The sequence below is a fragment of the Ureibacillus chungkukjangi genome (assembly GCF_003217295.1).
Taxonomy (GTDB): domain Bacteria; phylum Bacillota; class Bacilli; order Bacillales_A; family Planococcaceae; genus Ureibacillus; species Ureibacillus chungkukjangi.
In genome coordinates this window covers 171,803-193,876 of record NZ_QJTJ01000002.1, presented here as the reverse complement: position 1 = coordinate 193,876, position 22,074 = coordinate 171,803, and the positions used below count along the sequence as shown (strand labels likewise).

The 22,074-nt window shown below is 36.5% G+C and carries 27 protein-coding genes; 24 read left to right on the top strand and 3 right to left on the bottom strand.

Annotated features, from left to right (window positions below; all coding sequences use genetic code 11):
• The first annotated feature begins 29 nt into the window (after positions 1-29).
• The 9 genes from BJ095_RS02795 (at position 30) to BJ095_RS02760 (ending at position 7,335) form a co-directional block, all read left to right on the top strand.
• Entirely contained in the window at positions 30-806 is a 777-nt protein-coding gene (locus BJ095_RS02795) for an IclR family transcriptional regulator (RefSeq protein ID WP_107931718.1), read from the top strand.
• A gap of 101 nt (positions 807-907) precedes the next feature.
• Positions 908-1,351: a general stress protein gene (locus tag BJ095_RS02790; protein ID WP_107931720.1), complete on the top strand. Its 444-nt coding sequence runs from the start codon at positions 908-910 to the stop codon at positions 1,349-1,351.
• Between the two features lie 1,153 nt (positions 1,352-2,504).
• Positions 2,505-2,651 carry a hypothetical protein gene (locus tag BJ095_RS18930; RefSeq protein WP_181417939.1) on the top strand — a complete coding sequence of 49 codons (147 nt, stop codon included), beginning with the start codon at positions 2,505-2,507 and terminating at the stop codon, positions 2,649-2,651.
• Between the two features lie 273 nt (positions 2,652-2,924).
• Positions 2,925-3,341, top strand: a complete 417-nt coding sequence (locus BJ095_RS02785) for a general stress protein (RefSeq protein ID WP_107931722.1) — start codon at positions 2,925-2,927, stop codon at positions 3,339-3,341.
• A gap of 192 nt (positions 3,342-3,533) precedes the next feature.
• Complete coding sequence (locus tag BJ095_RS02780) at positions 3,534-3,938, top strand: general stress protein (RefSeq protein WP_107931724.1); 405 nt, start codon at positions 3,534-3,536, stop codon at positions 3,936-3,938.
• Positions 3,939-4,090: 152 nt separating this feature from the next.
• Entirely contained in the window at positions 4,091-5,656 is a 1,566-nt protein-coding gene (locus BJ095_RS02775; protein ID WP_107931726.1) for a sensor domain-containing diguanylate cyclase, read from the top strand.
• Positions 5,657-6,053: 397 nt separating this feature from the next.
• The gene (locus BJ095_RS02770; RefSeq protein ID WP_107931728.1) at positions 6,054-6,359 is read left to right on the top strand and encodes a hypothetical protein; all 306 of its coding nucleotides are present in this window, start codon (positions 6,054-6,056) and stop codon (positions 6,357-6,359) included.
• Between the two features lie 32 nt (positions 6,360-6,391).
• Positions 6,392-6,736, top strand: a complete 345-nt coding sequence (locus BJ095_RS02765) for a DUF6176 family protein (protein WP_107931730.1) — start codon at positions 6,392-6,394, stop codon at positions 6,734-6,736.
• Between the two features lie 41 nt (positions 6,737-6,777).
• On the top strand, positions 6,778-7,335 hold the full coding sequence (locus BJ095_RS02760; protein ID WP_107931732.1) for an AAA family ATPase: 558 nt from the start codon (positions 6,778-6,780) through the stop codon (positions 7,333-7,335).
• A 120-nt stretch (positions 7,336-7,455) separates the two neighbouring features.
• Here the strand turns inward: BJ095_RS02760 and BJ095_RS02755 are convergent, their stop codons facing one another.
• Entirely contained in the window at positions 7,456-7,644 is a 189-nt protein-coding gene (locus tag BJ095_RS02755) for a hypothetical protein (RefSeq protein ID WP_107931734.1), read from the bottom strand.
• 98 nt (positions 7,645-7,742) lie between these two features.
• The gene (locus BJ095_RS18925) at positions 7,743-7,895 is read right to left on the bottom strand and encodes a hypothetical protein (protein WP_181417938.1); all 153 of its coding nucleotides are present in this window, start codon (positions 7,893-7,895) and stop codon (positions 7,743-7,745) included.
• Between the two features lie 183 nt (positions 7,896-8,078).
• Between BJ095_RS18925 and BJ095_RS02750 the strand changes: the two genes are divergently transcribed.
• From BJ095_RS02750 to BJ095_RS02735, 4 genes are read left to right on the top strand one after another with little or no spacing between them, the layout of a single operon-like run.
• Entirely contained in the window at positions 8,079-8,516 is a 438-nt protein-coding gene (locus tag BJ095_RS02750; RefSeq protein ID WP_107931735.1) for a hypothetical protein, read from the top strand.
• A 27-nt stretch (positions 8,517-8,543) separates the two neighbouring features.
• Positions 8,544-9,029 (top strand): tetratricopeptide repeat protein, encoded by a 486-nt coding sequence (locus tag BJ095_RS02745; RefSeq protein ID WP_107931737.1) that lies wholly within the window; start codon positions 8,544-8,546, stop codon positions 9,027-9,029.
• 27 nt (positions 9,030-9,056) lie between these two features.
• Positions 9,057-9,836 carry an ABC transporter ATP-binding protein gene (locus tag BJ095_RS02740; RefSeq protein ID WP_107931739.1) on the top strand — a complete coding sequence of 260 codons (780 nt, stop codon included), beginning with the start codon at positions 9,057-9,059 and terminating at the stop codon, positions 9,834-9,836.
• 2 nt (positions 9,837-9,838) lie between these two features.
• Positions 9,839-11,482 (top strand): hypothetical protein, encoded by a 1,644-nt coding sequence (locus BJ095_RS02735; RefSeq protein ID WP_107931741.1) that lies wholly within the window; start codon positions 9,839-9,841, stop codon positions 11,480-11,482.
• 23 nt (positions 11,483-11,505) lie between these two features.
• On the opposite strand, the gene BJ095_RS02730 is transcribed toward BJ095_RS02735, so the two are convergent.
• Positions 11,506-12,120, bottom strand: a complete 615-nt coding sequence (locus BJ095_RS02730) for a YczE/YyaS/YitT family protein (RefSeq protein ID WP_107931743.1) — start codon at positions 12,118-12,120, stop codon at positions 11,506-11,508.
• A gap of 110 nt (positions 12,121-12,230) precedes the next feature.
• Between BJ095_RS02730 and BJ095_RS02725 the strand changes: the two genes are divergently transcribed.
• From BJ095_RS02725 to BJ095_RS02675, 11 genes are all read left to right on the top strand, one after another.
• Positions 12,231-12,683, top strand: coding sequence for a MarR family winged helix-turn-helix transcriptional regulator (locus BJ095_RS02725; RefSeq protein WP_107931745.1), 453 nt, complete (start codon positions 12,231-12,233; stop codon positions 12,681-12,683).
• Positions 12,684-12,702: 19 nt separating this feature from the next.
• Entirely contained in the window at positions 12,703-13,218 is a 516-nt protein-coding gene (locus BJ095_RS02720) for a GNAT family N-acetyltransferase (protein ID WP_107931747.1), read from the top strand.
• A 197-nt stretch (positions 13,219-13,415) separates the two neighbouring features.
• On the top strand, positions 13,416-13,760 hold the full coding sequence (locus tag BJ095_RS02715) for a metal-sensitive transcriptional regulator (RefSeq protein ID WP_107931749.1): 345 nt from the start codon (positions 13,416-13,418) through the stop codon (positions 13,758-13,760).
• A 12-nt stretch (positions 13,761-13,772) separates the two neighbouring features.
• Positions 13,773-13,979, top strand: a complete 207-nt coding sequence (gene copZ / locus BJ095_RS02710; protein WP_107931751.1) for a copper chaperone CopZ — start codon at positions 13,773-13,775, stop codon at positions 13,977-13,979.
• A gap of 84 nt (positions 13,980-14,063) precedes the next feature.
• Positions 14,064-16,502 (top strand): heavy metal translocating P-type ATPase, encoded by a 2,439-nt coding sequence (locus BJ095_RS02705; protein WP_107931752.1) that lies wholly within the window; start codon positions 14,064-14,066, stop codon positions 16,500-16,502.
• A 79-nt stretch (positions 16,503-16,581) separates the two neighbouring features.
• On the top strand, positions 16,582-17,205 hold the full coding sequence (locus BJ095_RS02700) for an NAD(P)/FAD-dependent oxidoreductase (RefSeq protein ID WP_107931754.1): 624 nt from the start codon (positions 16,582-16,584) through the stop codon (positions 17,203-17,205).
• A gap of 437 nt (positions 17,206-17,642) precedes the next feature.
• On the top strand, positions 17,643-18,947 hold the full coding sequence (locus BJ095_RS02695) for a sensor histidine kinase (protein ID WP_107931756.1): 1,305 nt from the start codon (positions 17,643-17,645) through the stop codon (positions 18,945-18,947).
• Between the two features lie 140 nt (positions 18,948-19,087).
• Positions 19,088-19,426, top strand: coding sequence for a hypothetical protein (locus tag BJ095_RS02690; RefSeq protein ID WP_235867552.1), 339 nt, complete (start codon positions 19,088-19,090; stop codon positions 19,424-19,426).
• Positions 19,427-19,446: 20 nt separating this feature from the next.
• Positions 19,447-19,884 (top strand): DUF4829 domain-containing protein, encoded by a 438-nt coding sequence (locus BJ095_RS02685; RefSeq protein ID WP_107931760.1) that lies wholly within the window; start codon positions 19,447-19,449, stop codon positions 19,882-19,884.
• A gap of 41 nt (positions 19,885-19,925) precedes the next feature.
• Complete coding sequence (locus BJ095_RS02680) at positions 19,926-20,183, top strand: hypothetical protein (RefSeq protein WP_107931761.1); 258 nt, start codon at positions 19,926-19,928, stop codon at positions 20,181-20,183.
• Between the two features lie 49 nt (positions 20,184-20,232).
• Positions 20,233-22,062, top strand: a complete 1,830-nt coding sequence (locus BJ095_RS02675) for a hypothetical protein (protein ID WP_107931763.1) — start codon at positions 20,233-20,235, stop codon at positions 22,060-22,062.
• Positions 22,063-22,074: the final 12 nt, after the last annotated feature.

Genomic DNA, 22,074 nt, shown 5'->3' with positions numbered 1-22,074 from the left:
TGCTATTATGGTTGTAAGGGGGATGCTGCATGGATCAAACAACATTTGAAAAAAATTATTTGATGAATACAGTTCAAAAAACAGTTTTAATATTACGGGCGTTCACAAGGGAAGAGCCGAAGCTTACATTAACGGACCTGAACAAAATGACAGGCATAGGAATCTCCAGTCTTCAACGATTCGTCGCAACACTGGTACATGAAGGGTTTCTTATTAAAGATGAAAGAACGAAACAGTATCAGCTAGGGCTATCGTTATTTTATCTCGGCAAGCTGGTGGAGCAGGAGTCGACGATTTTAGCTGTTGCTGAACCAATTTTAAAAGCGTTAAGCGAGAAAATCGGCGAAAGTGTTTCGATGAGCATTTTTGATGGCGACCAACGGAGATGCATCCTGAATTATGAAAGTGTCCATTCACTAACAGCTCGAAATCAGGTAGGAGATACCTCTCCTTTATATGCAGGAGCTTCGGCAAAGGCTTTGCTCGCATATCTTCCACAAGCGGAAATTGAGGAATATCTAGACCGAGTGAAAAGAGTTCCGATTACAAAATCCACGGTGGTTGATCGGGAGAAGCTCCTCGCTGAACTAGAGCAAATTCGTCTTCAGGGCTATGTGACAACAAAGAGCGAAAGAATTATCGGGGCATGCTCAATAAGCACACCAATTATTTCTCTTGGCAGACCCATTGCCTCCATCGCCATCATTATTCCGGACGTCCGTTTCAAGGATGAACAAACAGAAATGTATGCCGAATATATATTAGAAGCCAAAAGAGAAATTGAAAGACAGCTTTCGATGAAATAGGATTCCTTTAACTGCTGGATGGTAAGTATCCAGCAGTTTTTTATGTTTATTTGACGATTCCTCAGGGTACAAATTACTAATTTAAATGAGGAGGAGTCGACATGTATCCAATAGATAATGGAACACCAGGCAGAGCCAATATAGCAGTGACCTTTGAAAAACAAGAGGCAATGGCAATTATCGAACGTTTGAAGGCAGATGGTATTCCAAAGGGCGATATTCATGTAGTAGGCAAGGAATTATATGAATTTGCGAATTTGAAATGGGATGCCGAGATCAATCTCCACCGAATAGGAAATCCAGGGGACAAAATCAAATCCTTCTTCACCGGAGAAGACGCCGAAATTGAAGGGTTAAAGCATTCAAAGCTACCTGAAGACAAGCTGCAACAATTTAAAGAAATTATAGACAGCGGGGGCGTCCTGATCTATACAGACGAATACCTGCACACAACCAAAATCGTAAAGGAAATGGAGCGTGATCCAAATGTTATTGATGATCCGACTACCTATGATGATGGTACTGGATATGAGAATCGAACTTAAAGAAAGTCGTTTGAAGGATGAAGAAGAGGAAGAATAAGCGGTCATGGGATGAAAGCCAGTTTAGTGATGAGTTCGTGAGGGAATGGCGGTCATCGAAGTGATGAAAGCCACTTTGGAAAAATGCGCGAGAGGAAATGGCGTTCATCGGTGGAATGAAAGCCACTTTGGAGAAAAGTATAAGTGAAACTGGCATTCATCAGGTGAATGAAAGTCACTTTGGAGAAAAGCAAGAGAGGAAATGGCATTCATAAGTGGAATGAAAGCCCCTTTTGGAAAATGCATGAGAGGAAATGGGATTCATCGATGGAATGAAAGCCACTTTGGAGAAAAGCGTGAGAGGAAATGGCGTTCATAAGTGGAATGAAAGCCACTTTGGATAAAAGCATGAGGGAAACTGGCATTCATAGGAGTGATGAAAGCCACTTTGGGAAAATGCATGAGGGAAACTGGCATTCATCAGGTGAATGAAAGCCACTTTGGAGAAAAGCAAGAGAGGAAATGGCGTTCATCGATGGAATGAAAGCCACTTTGGATAAAAGTGCGAGAGGAAATGGCGTTCATAAGTGGAATGAAAGCCACTTTGGAGAAAAGTATAAGTGAAACTGGCATTCATAAGAGTGATGAAAGCCACTTTGGATAAAAGCATGAGGGAAACTGGCATTCATAAGGTGAATGAAAGCCACTTTGAAGAAAAGCAAGAGAGGAAATGGCGTTCATCGAAGTGATGAAAGCCACTTTTGGAAAATGCATGAGAGGAAATGGGATTCATCGATGGAATGAAAGCCACTTTGGATAAATGCACGAGAGGAAATGGCGTTCATAAGTGGAATGAAAGCCACTTTGGATAAATGCGCGAGAGGAAATGGCGTTCATAAGTGGAATGAAAGCCGTTTTGGATAAATGCATGAGGTGAAATGGAGTTCAACAGGTGAATGAAAGCCACTTTGGGAAAATGCATGAGGGAAAGTGGCGTTCATAGGAGTGATGAAAGCCACTTTGGATAAAAGCATAAGTGAAACTGGCATTCATAGGAGTGATGAAAGCCACTTTTGGAAAATGCAAGAGAGGGAATGGCGGTCATCGAAGTGATGAAAGCCACTTTGGATAAATGCACGAGAGGAAATGGCGTTCATAAGGTGAATGAAAGCCACTTTTGGAAAATGCAAGAGAGGAAATGGCGTTCATCGATGGAATGAAAGCCACTTTGGAGAAAAGCAAGAGAGGAAATGGCGTTCATCAGGTGAATGAAAGCCACTTTGGAGAAAAGCAAGAGAGGAAATGGCGTTCATCAAGTGAATGAAAGCCACTTTGGAGAAAAGCAAGAGAGGAAATGGCGTTCATCAGGAGAATGAAAGCCACTTTTGGAAAAAGCATGAGAGGAAATGGCGTTCATCGAAGTGATGAAAGCCACTTGGGATAAATGCAAAAGGAAAACTGGCATTCATCAACTCCTCCAAAGCCCATTCCGCCAGTTCGAACCCTACCACACCCCTCAACTACCACCATAAAAAATGTTTACCCCCATCCCTCCAGGGTATAAAACTAATAACCTATTAAAAGGAGGAATTCAGACATGTATTCAAACAATATGAACGAAAGCAATTACAATATTGAAGTTGCTCACAGTAGAAATGAAGCAATGGCGATTATTGACAGATTGAAAAATGATGGAATTCCGAGGGGTCAAATTAATATTATCGGGAAAGATTTATCTGGATTTGCAGATTTAAAATGGGATGCCGATGTGGATGTCCACAATGCCGGCAACTTCGCAGACAAATTTAAATCGCTCTTTACTGGTGAAGATGCCGTGATGGAAGGCTTACGAGATGCGGATTTACCAGAAAGTCAGCTTCTTCACTATAAAGAAGTGGTTGAAAACGGCGGAGTGCTAATTTATCGAGATGACTATATGGATACGACAGTTGTAGAACGTGACCTGAATACAGGCATGGATACGTACTCAAATGATCGTAACCCATTAATTTAAAAATATTAAAAGAGCCGGAATTAGGCTCTAATAGAAGCAACCAAATTCATTAATGAGGGCTGAAGCCTTTATTGATATAAAAGGAGGCGTTGATCCCAGAGGGGGTTGGCGTCTCTTTTTCAAATTGAACAGGTTTGAAAAATCACAAATTGGGTAGTAAGTTAATAGACTAGTAAAAGGAGGGATTCAGGCATGTATTCATCGAACAAGATTGAGGTGGCTTATACGGTTGACGAAGCCATGGGAATTATCGAGAGATTGAAGACTGGTGGAACTCCGATGGGTCAAATACATTTAGTAGGTAAAAATTTAGATGACTTTACAATCCTGAAATGGGATGCCGATGTGGATATGCATCGACCGGGGAATATGGTGGACAAATTTAAGTCGCTTTTCACGGGTGATGATGCTGTTATAGAAGGACTAAAGGGAAGAGATATACCAGAAGCAGAGCTCGATCATTATAAAGAGGTCGTTGAAAGCGGTGGTATCCTGATTTATGCAGACGATGAAACCATGGATTATTTAGAAACGAAAACAGTTGAGGCCGATCTTAAAGCTGAGCATATTTATTTAAATCGCCGTGACTACTATTAGTTTAAAATTATCTTCAAAAAAGTAGCGCAAACCCCATGGGAGGCGCTGCTTTTTTAGGGTTCTCCAAACTCTCCTCATATTACTTCCTATTATTTTGTCTGTATGGTAGCCTATTTGAACAAGAATAACTAAAAAATGAGAGAGATTAAATCATGAAAAAGGAAATAAAACTCAATGTTGCTATCAGTATTTTGGTTGTCATTGCTGTGATGATTGCTACTGTAATCGAATTAGTTTCTTCCACCAATGCACTAAAAAACTCCTTAGCAACGAATTATCTCGAGAGTAATTACAATTACAGTAATAAAATAGCTGAAGGGATTCAATATGTAACAATTGATTTACAGCATACTATTATTGCCATGGCTGAGCTCTCCAAATCGCCACATTTTGACCAAAACCAGTTAGATATCCTAAAGGAATCTGAAAACGGGCACTTTAATTCCATCTTCATTACCGACGAAAATGGCGTTATCCAGCTAATGAGTCCAGAAACAATTGATTTCAAAGAGAGGGAAACGTCCGTAATAATACAGGCAGGCAGAAAAATCAATCCGGATGTGGTTGAGAAATCTTTAACAACTAAAAAGCCGTTTATCACTGAACCATATATCACAACTTCGGGAACAGTACTAATTCTCATTACAGCACCATTATTAAATAAGCATGGCATATTTGAAGGAATGATGGTAGGGACAATCTATTTAGAGAATGAAAATGCTATTAAAACCGTTTTAAGCTCCAACAAATATAATGACGGTTCTTTTGTCTATGCAGTCGATCAAAATGGGCGAATTATCTGCCATCCAGATACCAATAAAGTTTATGAAAATGTTAGTGGAAATTCAATTGTGAAGGCTGTAAGAGGTGGGGAAAGTGGCTATCAAGTAACAGATGAAGCAGGTAATGAGTATTTTGCAGGGTATTCATATATTGAAAATTTAGGCTGGGGTGTGATTTTACTTACTCCTACGTCAATCATCCATGGACCCTTAAATAATCTAGTTTTTAAAATCATTACACAGTCAACGCTGATTTTGCTCATAATTTTAGTGATTGCAATGTTTCTAGTAAAGCAATTAACCAAGCCATTAACACGATTGGCGGAGTACTCAGAACGGTTAATAACTACTAATAAATTAAATCATCCAAATGATGAGCTAATCATTAATTCCAATATTTACGAAATCAATCAACTCTACCGGCGAATGCGAATTCAATTATTGAAGCTAAATCAAGAGATTCAACTGGATGGATTAACCGGTGTAGCGAATCGAAAAGCTTTCGATATCGTTATCAATGAATGGATGGAGCAAAAGCAGCCGTTCTCCCTTGTTATGCTGGATATTGATAATTTCAAGCAAATCAATGACACCTATGGACATCTAGTAGGGGATGATGTTCTTAAATTTTTAACCTCCATCCTCATTAGTTTTTCGAGAGAAGGAGACCTTTGTTTTAGATATGGTGGAGAAGAATTTGGGATATTGCTGAAAGGGAAAGAGGCGGAAAAAGCTAGAAGCATGGCAGAACATTTTAGATTGAAAATTGCCAGCACCGAAAGCCCGACTGGAAAACCAATCACAGTATCCCTTGGCTTGACAGCTCATCAACCAAATGACGACACACCAAAGGCTATTATCGAAAGAGCAGACAAAGCCCTTTATCAATCAAAGCAGGCAGGGAAGAATCGAGTGACGGTTTACAGAGAAGATTAAGGAGACACTCAGACAGTGATTAAATAGACCTTTTTTGAAACTTATTCAGCTATCAAGCGTATATATTATATGTACAATCACGGTAGGATTTCACCGAAGTTTATGTGTAAGAGGGAGAAAAGATTTTACTTTGGATTATTGACTGAAAAAGCTATTATTTTTAGCCTACTTTGTTACTATTTCAGATGCATATTATTCAACAATGTTTATAGAGCCTAAGTTGCCGCCGCGACCACAGGCTCAAACTATTCAGATATCAACACCAGACGTAGCGATGGTTTACATGCGGTAGCAAGGATTAGAAGAGGGGTCTCCAATTTTGGAGGCCTTTTCTCATTTCAGGAAACTTTTTCCTATTAGAAAGCGTAATATTGTATAATTAAGGGAGGAGTTTTTTGTGAAGAATCATGTGATGCTATTAGGGAGCTTTGCTATAGCAACCATTATTGGAATATTCGGTCAGAATATGGCCTATTTTTTAAATGAAAATTTGATTGAAGCAGCACCGATATTTTACTTAGCGGTTGTAACCATCTTAAGTCTAGTTTTATATATTATATATTTTGTTTTGGTTGCTCGGTACTACAGAAAGCAACGGCTTGTGGATATGAGTCTAATGACATATCTCTATGTTATGGGTTGCTTCGTAAGCTTACTTACAATCTGTTGGTCGTTATTTGTTTTGATTTGGTGGTGGGGATAGTAGCAAACTATTAAAGAATTGGATGTGCTTTTATGAATATTGAATGTACTAGATTTCGAGTGAAGCAAGGAAAAACAGAGCGAGTAAATGAATGGTTAGCCTTCTTAAACGAGCATTTGGACGATGTATTGGTTACGTTAGAAGGTGAGAAGATGTTTGTTGAAACCATCTTTCGAGAAGTCTTAAATGGGGACGAGTTTCTATATTGGTATTCAGTCCAAGGCACAGGGGGAGTAGAAGTAGAAGCATCCGAACACTGGATTGACAAGAAGCATCTGGAGTATTGGGATGAATGCATTGATAAAACATATCGTCCAGTTGATTTAAAAACTGAGGTAGTGATGATACCAAACAAAGTAAAAGCTTCGATGAAATAAGGGCGGCATTTAAGCATGAAACAAGTAATGGAGTTGAGGTTATGCAAAGGCTTGCGATTATTACGATAGGGAAAACACATAGCGGCAAAACGACTTTTGCACAAGCTTTAGAAAAACAGCTGACTAATTCCTTTGTGATGGATCAAGACAATCAGGCTGAATTTATCAATACATATTATAAGAAGCTTCAGCCCAACCAAGGGCCGAATACGCTAAAGCACGCTCTATCAAAGCAAATCGTCTACTATGCAAAAGAACATACAGATCTTCACATTATTATCTGCAACTCTAATCGAAGTCGAAAGGATCGCGAATATTTACTAGAAGAGTTATTTCAGAAAAATGATTTTTATCGTATTCTAGTTCATCTGGATATCCCGGATGAGGTTCTATTAAAACGAGTGACTGAAAGTAAGCGAGGCACCAATATTTTCAGAGGAGCTGCAACTACTTTTGAGGAAGTACTAAAGCGGCAGCAAGCATCAAAAAGTGCCTCACCTCCAATCGATGGTGAGGCGGATCGTTTGTTTGTCATAAAAAACAGTGCAGAGATGGAAGCCGTTATTAAAGAGATTGTTTTGATTGCTGAATCATTGTAAGAATCCCATTGGGCTACCTGTGGAAGGCCTATTCTTATCCTATAAGTATCCATTCGATAGGAAACAAAAAGCGTTTGGAGGATAAGCTCAACTCCAAGCGTTTTATCAGTATTTTAAGCCTTAAAGGCCACCGTAGGATGAGAATGCGATACTCCATGCCATTAAGACGAAGGATGTTGTTAACCAAAATGTATTTTTGGCAGTAGGTTGTTCACTTTTAATTTTCTTTAAGATTGCTACTAAATTCAGACAAAAAATAATCGCTAATATAGGTGTGAAGTAAAAACTAATAAAGATAAAAAATAGCATAACTGGCCTCCTATTAAATAATCGCTACTAATCTTAACATAATATTCCATATATTTTTAAAGTTTAGCAGATTATTTTAATAGCCTTGTGGTTTTAAATTAAAAATCACATTCCATTTCAGTTCTTCTGTAGGCAAAATCATAAGTCGCTTCAAGCATGCGATCGCTAATGTTAACAAGCTGCTTTGGATCCACACCAAAGTATCTGATTAGAAATTGCATCATGTTTTGTCTTTCTTTCTCCGTAATCATTTTACCACCCCTTATATTTCATTTGGTATATAACAGTATATTTAAAAGTTAACTGATATATAACAGATGATCGCCTAATTTCCAAAGAAAATTTAAATGTTATTGTATAAAAATGTAATTATTGAAACTTTTGGAAATTTCTAACGTAAATAAATTATAATCAACAGAAACGGAGCGATTGACATGAAAAAAGTAATTTTATCGTTAGTGGCATTCTGCATTTTGTTAGGGGGACTTATTTTCTATTCGGAATTTAGAACGGTGAACTTTGTGCACGCATTTCTTTCAGATCCTGAAGAATTATCAGACAAAGTAAATGGAGTTACGATTTGGGGAGAGGGAGAGAATGGAACTGTCCAAACGCTAGCTACCTTCAATTCTAGCGAGGAAAAGTATGAAGAAATAATTGCTGCATTAAATGAATGGGAAGTAAAGAGGACACTTTTTAGTAAACAGGATTCCTCTCAAGATATGTATCAAATAAACCTTTCAAATATAGAAAAACCCATTGATCCCTATGACATTTTAATAACTTCTGATGGGATACTGAACATTCATGGCAGGGAATATAAGCTTGTAAGTGGTCCTTCAATTGAGGAGTTAATAGATATAGCGAAATAATAACAGCGTTCATTGGAGGTGAACACCTTGGAACTAAAATTAGAAAAAGCCATAACTTTAAGAAAAAGTGGAAGCATCAAGGAATCCAATGCAATCCTCACTGCATTAGTAAAAGAATGCCCGAACGAAGCGGTCATCAACTATCATTGTGCCTGGAGCTTTGACCTATTGGGAGAGGAAACAAAGGCAGTTCCTTATTATGAAAAGGCCATTCAATTGGGGCTACCACCTGAGGAACTAGAAGGAGCTTTTATCGGCTTAGGGAGCACTTATCGAGCTCTAGGTGAATACGAAAAATCTAAAAGTGTCTTCCTGAAAGCAATGGAAGCATTTCCAGCTAATCGGGCAATCCAAACCTTTTATGCCATGACACTTTACAATTTAAATGAGCATAGCCAAGCGGTCGAGCTGTTACTTAATTGCCTAATCGAAACAACAAAAGATGCAAACCTACTCGATTATAAAAAAGCACTTACTTTTTATGCTGATAAATTAGATCAAACCTGGGAGTAATTCTCCCGAAGGAAAGAGGTTCACACAATGGATGAAATACTATTATCAATCAAGGATTTAAGAAAACATTATGGCTCTAAAACGGTTTTAAATGGTGTATCCCTAGAAGTTAAAAGAGGAGAAATTATTGGTTATATCGGTCCGAATGGGGCTGGGAAAAGTACAACTATTAAAATCCTGCTAGGCATTGAAAGTGGCTATTCTGGGGAAGTGAAAATCTTTGGACAGGATATTTCCACTGAAAGTATGGAGTATAAGAGAAAGATTGGCTATGTTCCAGAAATCGCTGAGCTCTACGATAATTTAACTGGGTATGAGTATCTGACTTTCATCGGTGAGTTATATGGTTTAGATTCGGACTTCGCTGACTTTAAGGCAAAGCGATTAATGAATCTTTTCGGAATTGGTGAGGTCTATCATTCTCGCATTGCATCGTATTCAAAAGGAATGCGCCAAAAAATATTAATTATCTCAAGCCTTTTACATAATCCAGAAATTCTATTTTTTGATGAACCAATCAATGGTTTGGATGCAAACAGTGTGATGATTTTTAAGGAAATTATGACGCAGCTTGCGGCTCAGGGAAAAACAATTTTTTATTCCTCTCACATAATGGATGTGGTTGAAAAAATAAGCAGCAGAATTATCCTTCTGCATGACGGAAAAATTGCAGCAGATGGTACCTTTGAAGAGCTAAAGGATACGAATAAGGAAGGTTCACTCGAACAGATTTTCAACGAGCTGACAGGATTTAGTGAGCATAAAGAAATTGGGGAAAGATTTGTCTCCGTAGTAGGGGAGATGTAACGATGCAGGACTATTTCACTCTGAAACTATTAGACCGTTTTGAAAAGGTTTTTAGAGGGCTTGGTGTTGACTACAGGGTAATGCGAAAAATCCTTCAAGTTAAGCTAACAATGGATGGTCGCCGTGTACCAACGATTTTCTCCCAAAATGCGAAAAAGAAAGACAAAGAACCTACCAACCAATATATCAAATCACTATGGATTTATGTTTTATTTAGTCTGTTTTTGCTTCCGTTTATGTTTATGGGTAACAACCTACTGTTCCAAATGAGTATTGTTTATGGAATCTTTACCTTTTTTATCATGACCTCATTGATTTCAGATTTTTCTTCGGTTCTACTTGATATTCGCGACCGTAACATACTCTATCCAAAGCCGGTGGATCGGAAAACGATTAGTACGGCAAAGCTAATGCATGTCATTATTTATTTGTCCTACCTAACAATTGCATTAGCCGGAATCCCTTTGATTGTAGGACTTTTTACGAAGGGTATTCTATTTTTCCTTGTTATGGTATTGAATATCATTTTGTTGGATCTATTGATTGTTGTCTTTACAGCGCTCATCTACTTCCTGATTTTACGGTTCTTTGATGGGGAGAAGCTGAAGGATATTATAAATTACGTTCAAATTGGACTATCCTTTGCTATTATGATTGGCTATCAATTGCTTGGTCGTTCCTTTGAGCTCTTTGATTTAACGGTACGGTTTAACATCGAGTGGTGGCAGGTGTTTGTTTTCCCATTATGGTATGGGGCGAATACTGAACTGCTCTTGAATCAAAATTTTGAGCCAGCAATTATCCTATTTTCAGTATTGAGCTTACTTATGCCTATACTAGCAATCTGGATTTATATGAAAATCACGCCAGCCTTTGAGCACAATCTTCAAAAGCTTTCTTATCACGGAAAAGCAAAGGAACAAAGAAGAAGTAAGCTTAGAAAAATGCTTGTGAATTTCCTTTGTCGCTCAAAAGAGGAGCGAGCATTTTTTAGATTTGCAACGATGATGATGAAAAATGAGCGTGAATTTAAGCTGAAGGTCTATCCATCATTAGGTTTTTCTATTGTCATTCCTTTGCTGTTCATCTTTGGAGTATTTAGAACAGACTTAAATGATTTAGCTAGCAGCAATTCGTATTTGTCGATTTACTTTAGCTTAATTGTTATCCCAACAGTTATGATTGTACTTAAGTTCTCGGGTAAATATAAAGGGGCATGGATTTACAAGGCAGCACCTTTAGAAAGATTGGCACCAATGTTCAGTGGAACCATCAAGGCATTTATAGTGAATTTATATTTACCGATTTACTTGCTGCTTAGTATTATATTTGTTTTCCTATTTGGTGTTAGAATTTTGCCAGATTTGATTTTAGTATTTTTGCATGCGTGCAGCTTCGCAGTAATTTGCTTCATGCTCCTTAAGAAATACATTCCATTTTCACAGTCCTTTGATGAGTACAATCAAAACAGCAACGCATTTATATTGATAGGCTTAACACTGATAGTTTTATTGCTGACAGGGCTGCACTATGTAAGTACATGGTTCACTTTTGGAAAATATTACTATATTGGAATATTACTTATCGTCTTAATGATTCTGTGGAAGCTAGCATTTAATATAACGTGGGAAAAGATTTATGAGTAAAATGAAACGCTGTTGATATCATTTCAACAGCGTTCGTTTTTATTTAGGGTGTAACGGTCTATAAATCTTTTAGTGAGTGGCATAAAGCAATTGAGTATTAGCCCACCTAAACAAACTGTTAATAGAGTTCCAATACCTATAGGACCATTGAAAATGATTGCCATAACTAAAAATACGATATAAATAAGTGTTCTTGAAAAAAATATACTTTTCTTCATTATTTCTTGGATGATGAGTGTTAAACGGTCAATGGGAATGGGGGCGAAATTAGTCTGTAAATAGATTGCTGTACCTAATCCTATTAAAACTAGACCTAATGCAAAGCATATCGCTTTTCCTAACCAGAATTCAGGTGATAAAAAATTATGTAATAAATATAGCCATAAATCAATTCCTATCCCCGTTATAAAAGCTGTTACCAAACCCAAAAATTCCGGTTTTTGTCTTTTCAAAATTGAATTACAGCCTATTAATAGTAAAGCGATAATTACTTCCCAGCTTCCAACAGTTAGCCCTAAATTTATGAACAACCCTACTAAAAGTGCATCAAAAGGTGAAGTTCCAAGGTCTGATTGAATAGTGAAAGTAATACCAAGGGTTAATACTAGAATTCCCAAAACATAAAAAACATATTTCACTTTATCGACCTCATAAATTGTTATTTTGTTGCATTTACAACAAATTTGGATTAAATTAAATATATACTATTTTTTGTTGTATTTGCAACAAAAAGAATAAGGAGTCAGTTATGAAGGAGATTCTCCGAGAAATTGGAATGATAGCAAGGGCACTAGATTCTATCAGTAATATAGAGTTTAAAGAAATCGATCTTACGAAGGGACAGTATTTGTATCTTGTTCGAATATGTGAAAATCCAGGAATCATTCAGGAAAAACTAGCTGAAATGATCAAGGTAGATCGTACAACAGCAGCTCGGGCTATAAAAAAACTAGAGAGTAATGGTTTTATAGAAAAGAAAGATGATAAAAACAACAAAAAAATAAAAAAGCTCTATCCTACAGAAAAAGGGAAAAACACATATCCATTTATAAAAAGAGAAAATGATTATTCTAATTTAGTAGCGTTAGAGGGATTCTCCGAAACAGAAGCAGAAACCATTTTCACCCTTCTTCAAAAAGTAAGAAAAAACGTGGAGAAAGACTGGGAGTATGTAAAAAAGGGAAATAAGCGAGATTACTAATGGTAAGGGAGTAATATATATGTCTATAGAAATAACAAAGTGTAACCTTGAAGATTTACAGACGCTACAAGAAGTAAGTATCGAGACATTTTACGAGGCATTTAAGGAGCAAAATTCACCTGAAAGTATGGAAGCTTATTTGGAGAAAGCTTTTAACTTAGAAAAGTTAGAGCTAGAGATATCCAATATTTCTTCTCAATTCTTTTTAATTCATTTTAATAATGAGGTTGCGGGCTATTTAAAGATTAATATCAATGAAGCGCAGTCAGAAGAAATGGGGGATGAATCACTAGAAATTGAGCGTATTTATCTCAAAACAAAATTTCAAAAACATGGACTAGGTAAAGTGCTGCTAAATAAAGCCATTGAGATAGCAACAGACCTAGATAAAAAGAAGGTTTGGCTTGGTGTATGGGAAGAAAATGAAAATGCCATTGCCTTCTATAAGAAAATGGGGTTTGTCCAAACAGGAACACACTCGTTTTATATGGGTGACGAAGAACAACTGGACTTTATAATGACAAAAACACTTTAAAATAAGTAAACAAGTAGCGTGTGTCCTAAACGGATATACGCTTTTTAAATAGAGTTTTAATCATGCAGTATACTAAAAGGCCTGTTGTGGGTAAATAATAATTGAAGAATAATCTTTACATAGGGTATGGGGGTATGTTATATTTCTTGTATAGGGTATAGGGGTATGCAATTCCTGAACTAAGGAGAGGTAAATAAATGAATCATGAATTAAATAACGAAGTTCAAATAAATGAAGATAGCTGCTGTTCAAGTTCTAGTGAGCGGAAAAGTCATCACTCAGATGAAACAAAGAAAAATCTTATCACAAGGTTAAATCGTGTTGAAGGGCAAATCCGCGGCATAAAAGGCTTAATTGAAAAAGACACTTATTGTGATGATGTCATTACGCAAATATCTGCAGCACAAGCAGCTTTAAATGGCGTAGCCAAAATGCTTCTAGAAACCCATATGAAAGAGTGTGTGGCAGAGCGCATACAAGAAGGGGATTTAGAAGTTCTAGATGAAGTGCTTATTACAATCCAAAAATTAATGAAAAAATAGGGAGTAGATAATATGGAAAATGTAACTTTAAATGTTAAGGGTATGTCTTGTGGACATTGTGTAAAGTCAGTTGAAGGTAGTGTCGGCGAATTACAAGGTGTAGACCAAGTAATAGTCAACCTTGAGGATGGTCAAGTAACTGTATCATTCGATAATGGTCTTGTTACACTAGAAAAGATTAAAGAAACTATTGATGATCAAGGCTATGAAGTTGAATAGTGAATTTTTCAAGAGTGCTTTTATAGGCACTCTAATTCTTACAGGAAATTATACCCCTGATGGGTATGTGAGAGGTGAAAGTGAATGACGACAGCATCAAATGAAGATATAAGAAAACCTAAAGAAGCAAGCCTTCAAATTACGGGTATGACGTGTGCAGCTTGTGCTACTCGAATTGAAAAAGGTTTAAACAAAATAGAAGGTGTTAAAATAGCCACTGTAAATTTAGCGTTAGAAAAGACATCGATTAAATATGATTCTTCTATACTGAGTGAGGAAGATTTTGAAAAGAAAATTGAATCTCTTGGATACGGCGTTGTAAAGCAAAAAGCTGAGTTTGATATTACTGGTATGACTTGTGCAGCTTGTGCTACTCGAATTGAAAAAGGCTTAAATAAAATCGATGGTATAGCTTCTGCAAACGTCAATTTAGCACTAGAAAAAGCAACAATCGAATTTAATCCATCCGAAGTTTCCGTTGCAGACATTATTACAAAGGTTGAAAAACTTGGCTATGGTGCACATCAAAAACAAGATGATAAAGAACAAGTTGATTATCGTGAAAAAGCAATTAAAGAGCAGAAAAGAAAATTTTTAATTTCTGCCATTCTTTCATTGCCTTTACTCTGGACGATGGTGGGCCACTTTTCCTTTACTTCATTTCTTTATGTTCCAGAGTTTTTAATGAATCCGTGGGTTCAGATGATGCTAGCAACACCTGTGCAATTTATTATTGGCAAACAGTTTTATGTAGGTGCTTATAAATCGCTTCGTAATGGAAGTGCGAACATGGATGTACTAGTAGTAATGGGTACTTCAGCTGCTTATTTTTATAGTGTTTATCAAGCTATTGTTGCAACGGGTACACACCACGGACCACATTTATATTTTGAAACAAGTGCGGTTTTAATTACGCTTATACTTTTAGGTAAATTATTCGAAGTAAAAGCTAAAGGACGTTCGTCGGAAGCGATTAAAAAATTAATGGGGCTTCAGGCAAAAACAGCCATAGTAATTCGTGAGGGTATTGAAAAGGAAGTGCCGCTGGAAGAAGTAATGATCGCTGATATAATTCTAGTGAAACCCGGTGAGAAAATTCCAGTTGATGGTGAAGTTGTTGAAGGTACAACGGCTGTTGATGAATCGATGTTAACCGGGGAAAGTCTACCTGTAGATAAAAAGGTAAGTGATGTTTTATACGGAGCAACTATCAACAAGAATGGTTTTATCAAAATGAAGGCTACAAAAGTTGGTCGTGATACAGCTCTAGCTCAAATTATTAAAGTAGTAGAAGATGCACAGGGAACAAAAGCGCCAATTCAACGATTAGCGGATAAAATCTCTGGTGTATTCGTTCCGATTGTAATAGGTATTGCGATCCTGACATTTTTAGTCTGGCTCTTCTTGGTTGAACCAGGGAATTTTACACAAGCACTTGAAGTGTTAATCGCAGTCCTTGTTATTGCTTGTCCTTGTGCACTAGGTTTAGCTACACCGACTTCGATTATGGCTGGATCTGGTCGTGCAGCAGAATTTGGTATTTTGTTCAAAGGTGGAGAGCATTTAGAACAAACACAAGGCATTAATACCGTTGTGGTTGATAAAACAGGTACTGTCACACATGGTAAGCCAGTATTAACGGATGTTTATACAGCAACTGGTAAAGAAGAAGAGAGCTTTTTATCACTAATTGGTGCAGCAGAAAAACAATCCGAACATCCATTGGCACAAGCAATTGTTCAAGGTATTCAGGAAAAAGGAATCGAACTTGGGAATGTTCAGTTCTTTGAAGCAATTCCAGGCTACGGGATACAGGCAACAGTTTCTGGTCAAGGTATTATCATCGGTACCCGAAAATTAATGCAGCAATATGGTATCGATATTCAAGGTGTCCTTCCAATGATGGAGGAGCTTGAAAGTGAAGGGAAAACAGCAATGTTAGCTGCAATAAATGGGCAATACGCAGGTCTAGTGGCCGTAGCAGATACAATTAAAGAAACGTCCAAAGAAGCTGTATTGCGTCTAAAAGCTATGGGAATCGAAGTCATTATGATGACAGGGGATAACGAACGGACTGCACATGCAATTGGAAAAGAAGTAGGCGTTGATGCAGTTATTGCAGAAGTTCTTCCTGAAGGTAAAGCACAGGAAGTGAAGAAGCTACAACAAAAAGGTAAAAAGGTAGCAATGGTTGGCGATGGCATTAATGACGCACCAGCACTTGCAACAGCCAATATTGGTATGGCTATTGGAACAGGTACAGATGTCGCTATGGAAGCAGCAGATATTACGTTAATAAGAGGGGACTTAAATAGTATTGCAGATGCAATCATAATGAGTCGCAAAACAATGCGTAATATTAAACAAAACTTATTCTGGGCATTTGCTTATAACATAATTGGGATTCCGATTGCTGCAGCAGGATTCCTTGCACCCTGGGTAGCAGGTGCTGCTATGGCATTTAGTTCTGTATCGGTGGTATTAAACGCTTTACGTCTACAAAGGGTGAAATTAGAAAAATAATGGTTACTCACTGCTCCATATATACCATGTATAGGTATGTATGGAGTAATAAGTTGAAAAATCGAGGTGAGAAATGAATATGGGGAACGATGTTAAAAAAGTTAAAATTGCCATCAATGGAGGAATCGGTTTCGGGGCAAAACTTAATTCAAAACAGCTTCTAACAATTTCAAAATATATGGATGAAGATGAGGAACTTGAGTTAACGACATTTCAGCAACTCTATATAGAAATACCAGAAGATAAAAAAGAAGAAATCATTGAAGAATTTCAAAGTGTTGGATTAGTCTGTTATCCAGTTGGAAACTTCGTAAAGAGCTTGAGAACCTGTAATTTTTACAAAGGGGAACTAGAGGAAGGGATGCCTGTAGCAAAAGAATTAAATCAACGTATAGCAGGAAAGCCTGTTCCATTTACCCTTAAGGTTGCTTATACAGGTTGTCCAATTGGGTGCGGTGAACCAATGGTTAGCGACATAGGAATTATGAAAATAAGAGAGCATTACAATTTATATATAGGTGGAAAAGCAAAAGGAAAAGACGCTGAAGTGGGTTCGTTGTTATTGGAGAATCTATCACCAGAGGAATTATACGAATCAGTTGAGAAAATAATCGCTTTATATTCACAAACCGGGAAGAAACGAGAGACGTTCCATAAATTTTTAAAACGAATTGGTAGAGATCAAATAATAAGTTATACATGAAAACTATAAATTAACGAATGTTATTAATAGATACGAGTCACTATAGGCTCGAGCCGTGCCCTAGCAAAGCATCTCCGCATTGGAAATTAATTTAGCATAAGCGAAAAAATATCAAATTTCTCAGTGAGAAATTTGATATTTTATGTTGTGTCCATGCCTCTCTACTTTCTATAATTAAAATATATTATTGATAGTTTTATATGATTATTGAAAAAATAGAGGGGATAATAATATAAGTTGTGCTAGAATGGAGACTTATGGCTTATTTAACAAGGGTTGGATGATATGTACTGAATAAAGGTGGGAATTTAGATATAACGTTTAGTACTAGCACCATTCCTAACTAAAAAGAAGTTTGTATTCGTATAAAGTTTTTCTACAATAATAGTTATAAAGAATTACCGTTGTACAAAAAATATTAAGGTTTGGAGAACAGGATGGAGCTGTTATTTTTAATAATTGAGTTTAGCTTAATATTTTGGGCCATTACATTTTTAACTAATATAAAAATCACGATTAAACGGGTATTAGCATTTATTTTAGTAGTAATTTGTCCTACCGCATTAAATTTTGTAATTTTTGGTCAGTGGCTAGGCATTATCTATTTCATTGTTAGTTCATTTACATATTTCTATTGGTTAGCAAGAGGATTTTCTACACTAATACATATTTGTTTTGTTGTTATTATCGGAATAATAGCAGATAATCTAGCTCAATTTACGATGGTGGTATATCCCTATGATGTTCTGCCGGGAATTTTGGAGCAATACATCATTTTTATAATTATATTTATTTCTTGTGCTGTCATTTATAAATTAGTTTCTAAGAAGATATACCAGTTATTAGGTCTGACAAAAACAGCATATGTTTTTATTCTTTCTATTGTCTTCATCACGATGTGTACATTTTATATCAATTTATACTTAACAGATTACTTCTCCCAAGATACTATTTTAAAATTTAATATCTTTTCCCAGCTAACGTATTTTGGGTTTATGTGCATTGTTCTTTATATAACAATCATAAATCTAAAGAAAGAAAATCATTTTCGAGAGATAGAGATTGAAAAAGAACAGTTCGCAGATTATATGCATTCATTGGAATTGATCAATCATGATATGCAAAAGTTCCGTCATGACTATGCGAATATCTTATCTACAATGCAAGGTTATATGGAGATAAATGATTTGGAGGGGCTGAAGAACTATTTCAAGCAACATATTATGTCTGCTGAAGGAGATACATTAAAGAGGAATCAACGACTTGCCAACTTATCAAATTTACACATTACAGGTATTAAAGGGCTATTATTAACGAAAACTTTGCAGGCAGAAAAAGCGGGAATTGAAGTAGATATTGAAATACCAGGAGAAATAGAAGAGATTGCAATGAATGTAATTGATATTTCAAGAATATTGGGCATCTTTTTAGATAATGCAATCGAAGCTACTAGCCATGTAGAAAATGAAAAAGAAATAAATATAGCAATAATGAAGAGTGTGAAGGATTCAATCATCATCATTATTGAAAATACTGTTCAAGAGGAGTCCATCTTATTGGACCAAATCTTTAAGGAAGGATTCTCAACAAAAGGAGAGAATCGTGGAAAAGGACTTAGTACAGTTCAAAGTATTATCAACCAGTATCCTGACGTCATGTTAAATACAAATGTTGAAAATGGTTTGTTCATTCAAAAAATTGAAGTTGAAATGAAAATGCAATCCATCAATTTAAAAGACTGATTTGAACCTTGGTTTTCAAATCAGTCTTTTCTCTATTTACAGGAAACATTGAGTTATAAATTATTTCAATTATTTTACAAAAAACGAATAATCTGTGAAACTAAAATAAATGAATTTCGACTAATTATAGGGGGAGTAAATTGAAATTTAAGATATTAACCCTAACCGTATTTCCGATATTAATAATCATTGGTTGTTCTAACCAACAGGTAGCAGATGATTTCGGAGAGGTTAAGGCTGTTGCTTGGGAGTTTGTTAACGAAAAAGGTTGGAATCAGATGGCGAAGGAAGAGTGGCAAAATACGACTGTCATAGAAATAGTTGTGGATGAAAACTATGAATTATTGGACCCGAGTTTTGAAGGTAAAGAAGTGCTGAGTGTTTCTTTTCAAGATAAGGAGGATGCTGTAGTCGGAACACCTTCTATTCTAGTAGATCCTATTACCAAAGAAGTGGTTGGTTATATGTTAAGTGAATGAAAAATTTAAGGAGATTTCAAATGAAGAACTTACTTCGTTTCATAATAGTAGTAGCGGTGGTTGGTGGAACAGCGATTCTGTTAATGAATCAGCTTGGAAAAAGCAATAATGCTCAGGTGAGTATAGGTGAATCTACTAAGTTCTCTGAAGTAGAAATCAATGAGGCCGTGTCCAAGGTGAAGAGGAAGTTTTGGGGATTTCGAGGATGTGAGCTTACTGAAATTTGGTACACAGAAGCTGAGTCCGATAAAATTGCTGAAGACTATTTAAACTATGGTGATGGCTCGGAGAAGAATATAGACAAAGATAACGTGATTGGCTTACTTTCAAATTTTAAGGTGGACTCTTCTGGTGGTGACGGAAGCTTAGAGCCAAATTCAACTTATACTGAGTGGCGCTGGGTATTAATACGAAATAGTGAAAACGGAAAATGGCATGTTAAGGATTGGGGATATTGAGTGTCGAGCAATTTAATGATTAAGTGAAAGGATGAACTAAAATGCTACCTATTATTTTATCAATACTGCTGGTAATTGCTCTTGCTTATTCTGTAATAATGATGCTTCAAAAGAGGAAAAAAACAGGTGTTAAGGGAATCAAACCCCTTTTATCATCTATTTGTTTATATCTAGTTTCAATCACCAATCTACTTGCATACTGGCTTGATTTCTTGGGCGTCTTAAGTTGGTCAATTACAATAGTGCTGTTGATTTTAGGCGCCTATTTTACTAAATATTTACATAATAACGAAGTCTAAGAATTAATAAAGAGAGTAATATAGTAGATAGAAGAAAAGGAGATACTAAATGGGATTTAAAGAAGAGTTTAAACGAGAGATGCGTAATGCTAAAAATGATGCGGCAAAAGAGGTCGACAAGTACTGGGCAATCGATTTTAAGGGGCATAAAATAGAGATTCACAATAAAATGATGGAAGAAAGTTTACTAGTTGATGGACATATTATTGCAAGTAACATCAGGCAGTCTATTTGGTCTCACATAATTCCTTTTACAAACTTGTCAGGGACATTTCAATCAAGGGACGGCAAGCGTCATAAAGTATTTGTGAAGATAGGTGGATTTGTCCGTTTAAATATTACGGTGAAAGTAAATGGCCAAGTTATATTAAAGGAAGCCATGAAGCTGGAGTTCTTACCATGGGCAAATAAAGAATATATTGTCCCGTATCTTGAACAGCAAATAGTAGAGCATCAAAAGATTATAAATACTGCCTTACCAGACGATGCCTTTTTAGTAGATGAAAACCATCCAAAGCTAGCACCTGGCTTATCAGATCAGCTAGTTTCTGAGGGTGTAACTCCATTTTATACGAAAAGGCTCCTTAAATTATTTATGGAGCAAGTTGAAAACCCAACAAATCAAACACGTAAAGCAACCTATGAGAAGATTAAGGATGAGAAAGTAATCAGCTATTTCCAGGAGCTAATTGAGCTTTTTGCCCAAGAGGAAAAAGACGAGCAGAAGGTACAGCAGGAGGCAATCTGGTTATTGGAGCATGCAGCTCACCGAGAGGTAGTAAAATTTGCATTAATTATTCTCGGCTGCACAAATTGTGAAAATATAAAAGAACGCCTGCAAATGTTTGCCTTACACGAAGAATTTACAGGTGTTGCTCTATTTGCGCTGAAAAATGGAACAAGAAATGCCAATGAAACAATCTACCAAATAGCCAAGTCTGTAAATGGATGGGGGAAAATCGAAGCGATTGACTTTTTAGAAGCTAGTACAGAAGAGATTCAGCATTGGTTATTAACGGAAGGCACGATTAATGATGTAATGAACGGTTATTCGTCTCTTGCATGTGCTGTAAAAGGCAAGCTTGATATTGTGCTACATGAGCCGGAAATCTCAAAAGAGCTATATCTCGGTGCAGGAGAAATAATTTTAGGGTTACTGGGAGATGTGCCTCATCAAGCCATTGATGAATATGAATACGCGGGACAGGTGCTTATGCGTTATATATATCATTCAAAATTGCATTGTAGAAATCTCGAGGAATTTTATATTCTAACACGTATTGCAGATTATATGAACGAAAGCCTGGAGACTTGGGAGGAGCGATTTGCAGAGAATTGGAAGCCTCACGAACGGAATGCGGTAAATGAGACGATTGAAGAAATTGCAAAAAAACCAATCTGGGTACAACAAGCAATGGAAATTCTCCAATCAGAAAATCAGAACAATACAAAGGCATTAGCCATTGCACTCTATTTTAAATTAAACATCACAAAGCTATTATTTGAGAAGCTTAAAAGCGAGCCGGATAATTTAGAATATCATATAGCCCTTGTTGCAACAAAGGAGCAAAAGGTAATAGAAGCTTTAGTAAACTCTATGGAACACCTTGGCTCATTTGAAAATTTATCTGATATGGAACAATATAAGATTATTTCTTTATTAGAGGCATTAAAAGAGTTTGAAGGAACGGGCCTTCATTTCGTTGGAAAATGCTTGCGTTCAGGTGAACCGAATTGTCAATACTTTGCCTTAAATACATTAGAAGCGCAAGATAAAAAGCACTGGCAAAATCCAGAGCTCATCGAAATCATCCAAAATATCGCCAGCAAGACAAAGGATAAAGAAATCAGTGAATTAGCTAAGAGATTGATAGCGTAATATAGTCAGGAA

What these genes read in the sequence shown, in the direction of transcription:
- BJ095_RS02795 (WP_107931718.1), top strand. Translation starts at nt 30, where the DNA reads ATGGATCAAACAACATTTGAAAAAAATTATTTGATGAATACAGTTCAA.
- BJ095_RS02790 (WP_107931720.1), top strand. Translation starts at nt 908, where the DNA reads ATGTATCCAATAGATAATGGAACACCAGGCAGAGCCAATATAGCAGTG.
- BJ095_RS02785 (WP_107931722.1), top strand. Translation starts at nt 2,925, where the DNA reads ATGTATTCAAACAATATGAACGAAAGCAATTACAATATTGAAGTTGCT.
- BJ095_RS02780 (WP_107931724.1), top strand. Translation starts at nt 3,534, where the DNA reads ATGTATTCATCGAACAAGATTGAGGTGGCTTATACGGTTGACGAAGCC.
- BJ095_RS02775 (WP_107931726.1), top strand. Translation starts at nt 4,091, where the DNA reads ATGAAAAAGGAAATAAAACTCAATGTTGCTATCAGTATTTTGGTTGTC.
- BJ095_RS02765 (WP_107931730.1), top strand. Translation starts at nt 6,392, where the DNA reads ATGAATATTGAATGTACTAGATTTCGAGTGAAGCAAGGAAAAACAGAG.
- BJ095_RS02760 (WP_107931732.1), top strand. Translation starts at nt 6,778, where the DNA reads ATGCAAAGGCTTGCGATTATTACGATAGGGAAAACACATAGCGGCAAA.
- BJ095_RS02755 (WP_107931734.1), bottom strand. Translation starts at nt 7,644, where the DNA reads ATGCTATTTTTTATCTTTATTAGTTTTTACTTCACACCTATATTAGCG.
- BJ095_RS18925 (WP_181417938.1), bottom strand. Translation starts at nt 7,895, where the DNA reads ATGATTACGGAGAAAGAAAGACAAAACATGATGCAATTTCTAATCAGA.
- BJ095_RS02750 (WP_107931735.1), top strand. Translation starts at nt 8,079, where the DNA reads ATGAAAAAAGTAATTTTATCGTTAGTGGCATTCTGCATTTTGTTAGGG.
- BJ095_RS02740 (WP_107931739.1), top strand. Translation starts at nt 9,057, where the DNA reads ATGGATGAAATACTATTATCAATCAAGGATTTAAGAAAACATTATGGC.
- BJ095_RS02735 (WP_107931741.1), top strand. Translation starts at nt 9,839, where the DNA reads ATGCAGGACTATTTCACTCTGAAACTATTAGACCGTTTTGAAAAGGTT.
- BJ095_RS02725 (WP_107931745.1), top strand. Translation starts at nt 12,231, where the DNA reads ATGAAGGAGATTCTCCGAGAAATTGGAATGATAGCAAGGGCACTAGAT.
- BJ095_RS02720 (WP_107931747.1), top strand. Translation starts at nt 12,703, where the DNA reads ATGTCTATAGAAATAACAAAGTGTAACCTTGAAGATTTACAGACGCTA.
- BJ095_RS02715 (WP_107931749.1), top strand. Translation starts at nt 13,416, where the DNA reads ATGAATCATGAATTAAATAACGAAGTTCAAATAAATGAAGATAGCTGC.
- copZ (WP_107931751.1), top strand. Translation starts at nt 13,773, where the DNA reads ATGGAAAATGTAACTTTAAATGTTAAGGGTATGTCTTGTGGACATTGT.
- BJ095_RS02705 (WP_107931752.1), top strand. Translation starts at nt 14,064, where the DNA reads ATGACGACAGCATCAAATGAAGATATAAGAAAACCTAAAGAAGCAAGC.
- BJ095_RS02700 (WP_107931754.1), top strand. Translation starts at nt 16,582, where the DNA reads ATGGGGAACGATGTTAAAAAAGTTAAAATTGCCATCAATGGAGGAATC.
- BJ095_RS02695 (WP_107931756.1), top strand. Translation starts at nt 17,643, where the DNA reads ATGGAGCTGTTATTTTTAATAATTGAGTTTAGCTTAATATTTTGGGCC.
- BJ095_RS02685 (WP_107931760.1), top strand. Translation starts at nt 19,447, where the DNA reads ATGAAGAACTTACTTCGTTTCATAATAGTAGTAGCGGTGGTTGGTGGA.
- BJ095_RS02680 (WP_107931761.1), top strand. Translation starts at nt 19,926, where the DNA reads ATGCTACCTATTATTTTATCAATACTGCTGGTAATTGCTCTTGCTTAT.
- BJ095_RS02675 (WP_107931763.1), top strand. Translation starts at nt 20,233, where the DNA reads ATGGGATTTAAAGAAGAGTTTAAACGAGAGATGCGTAATGCTAAAAAT.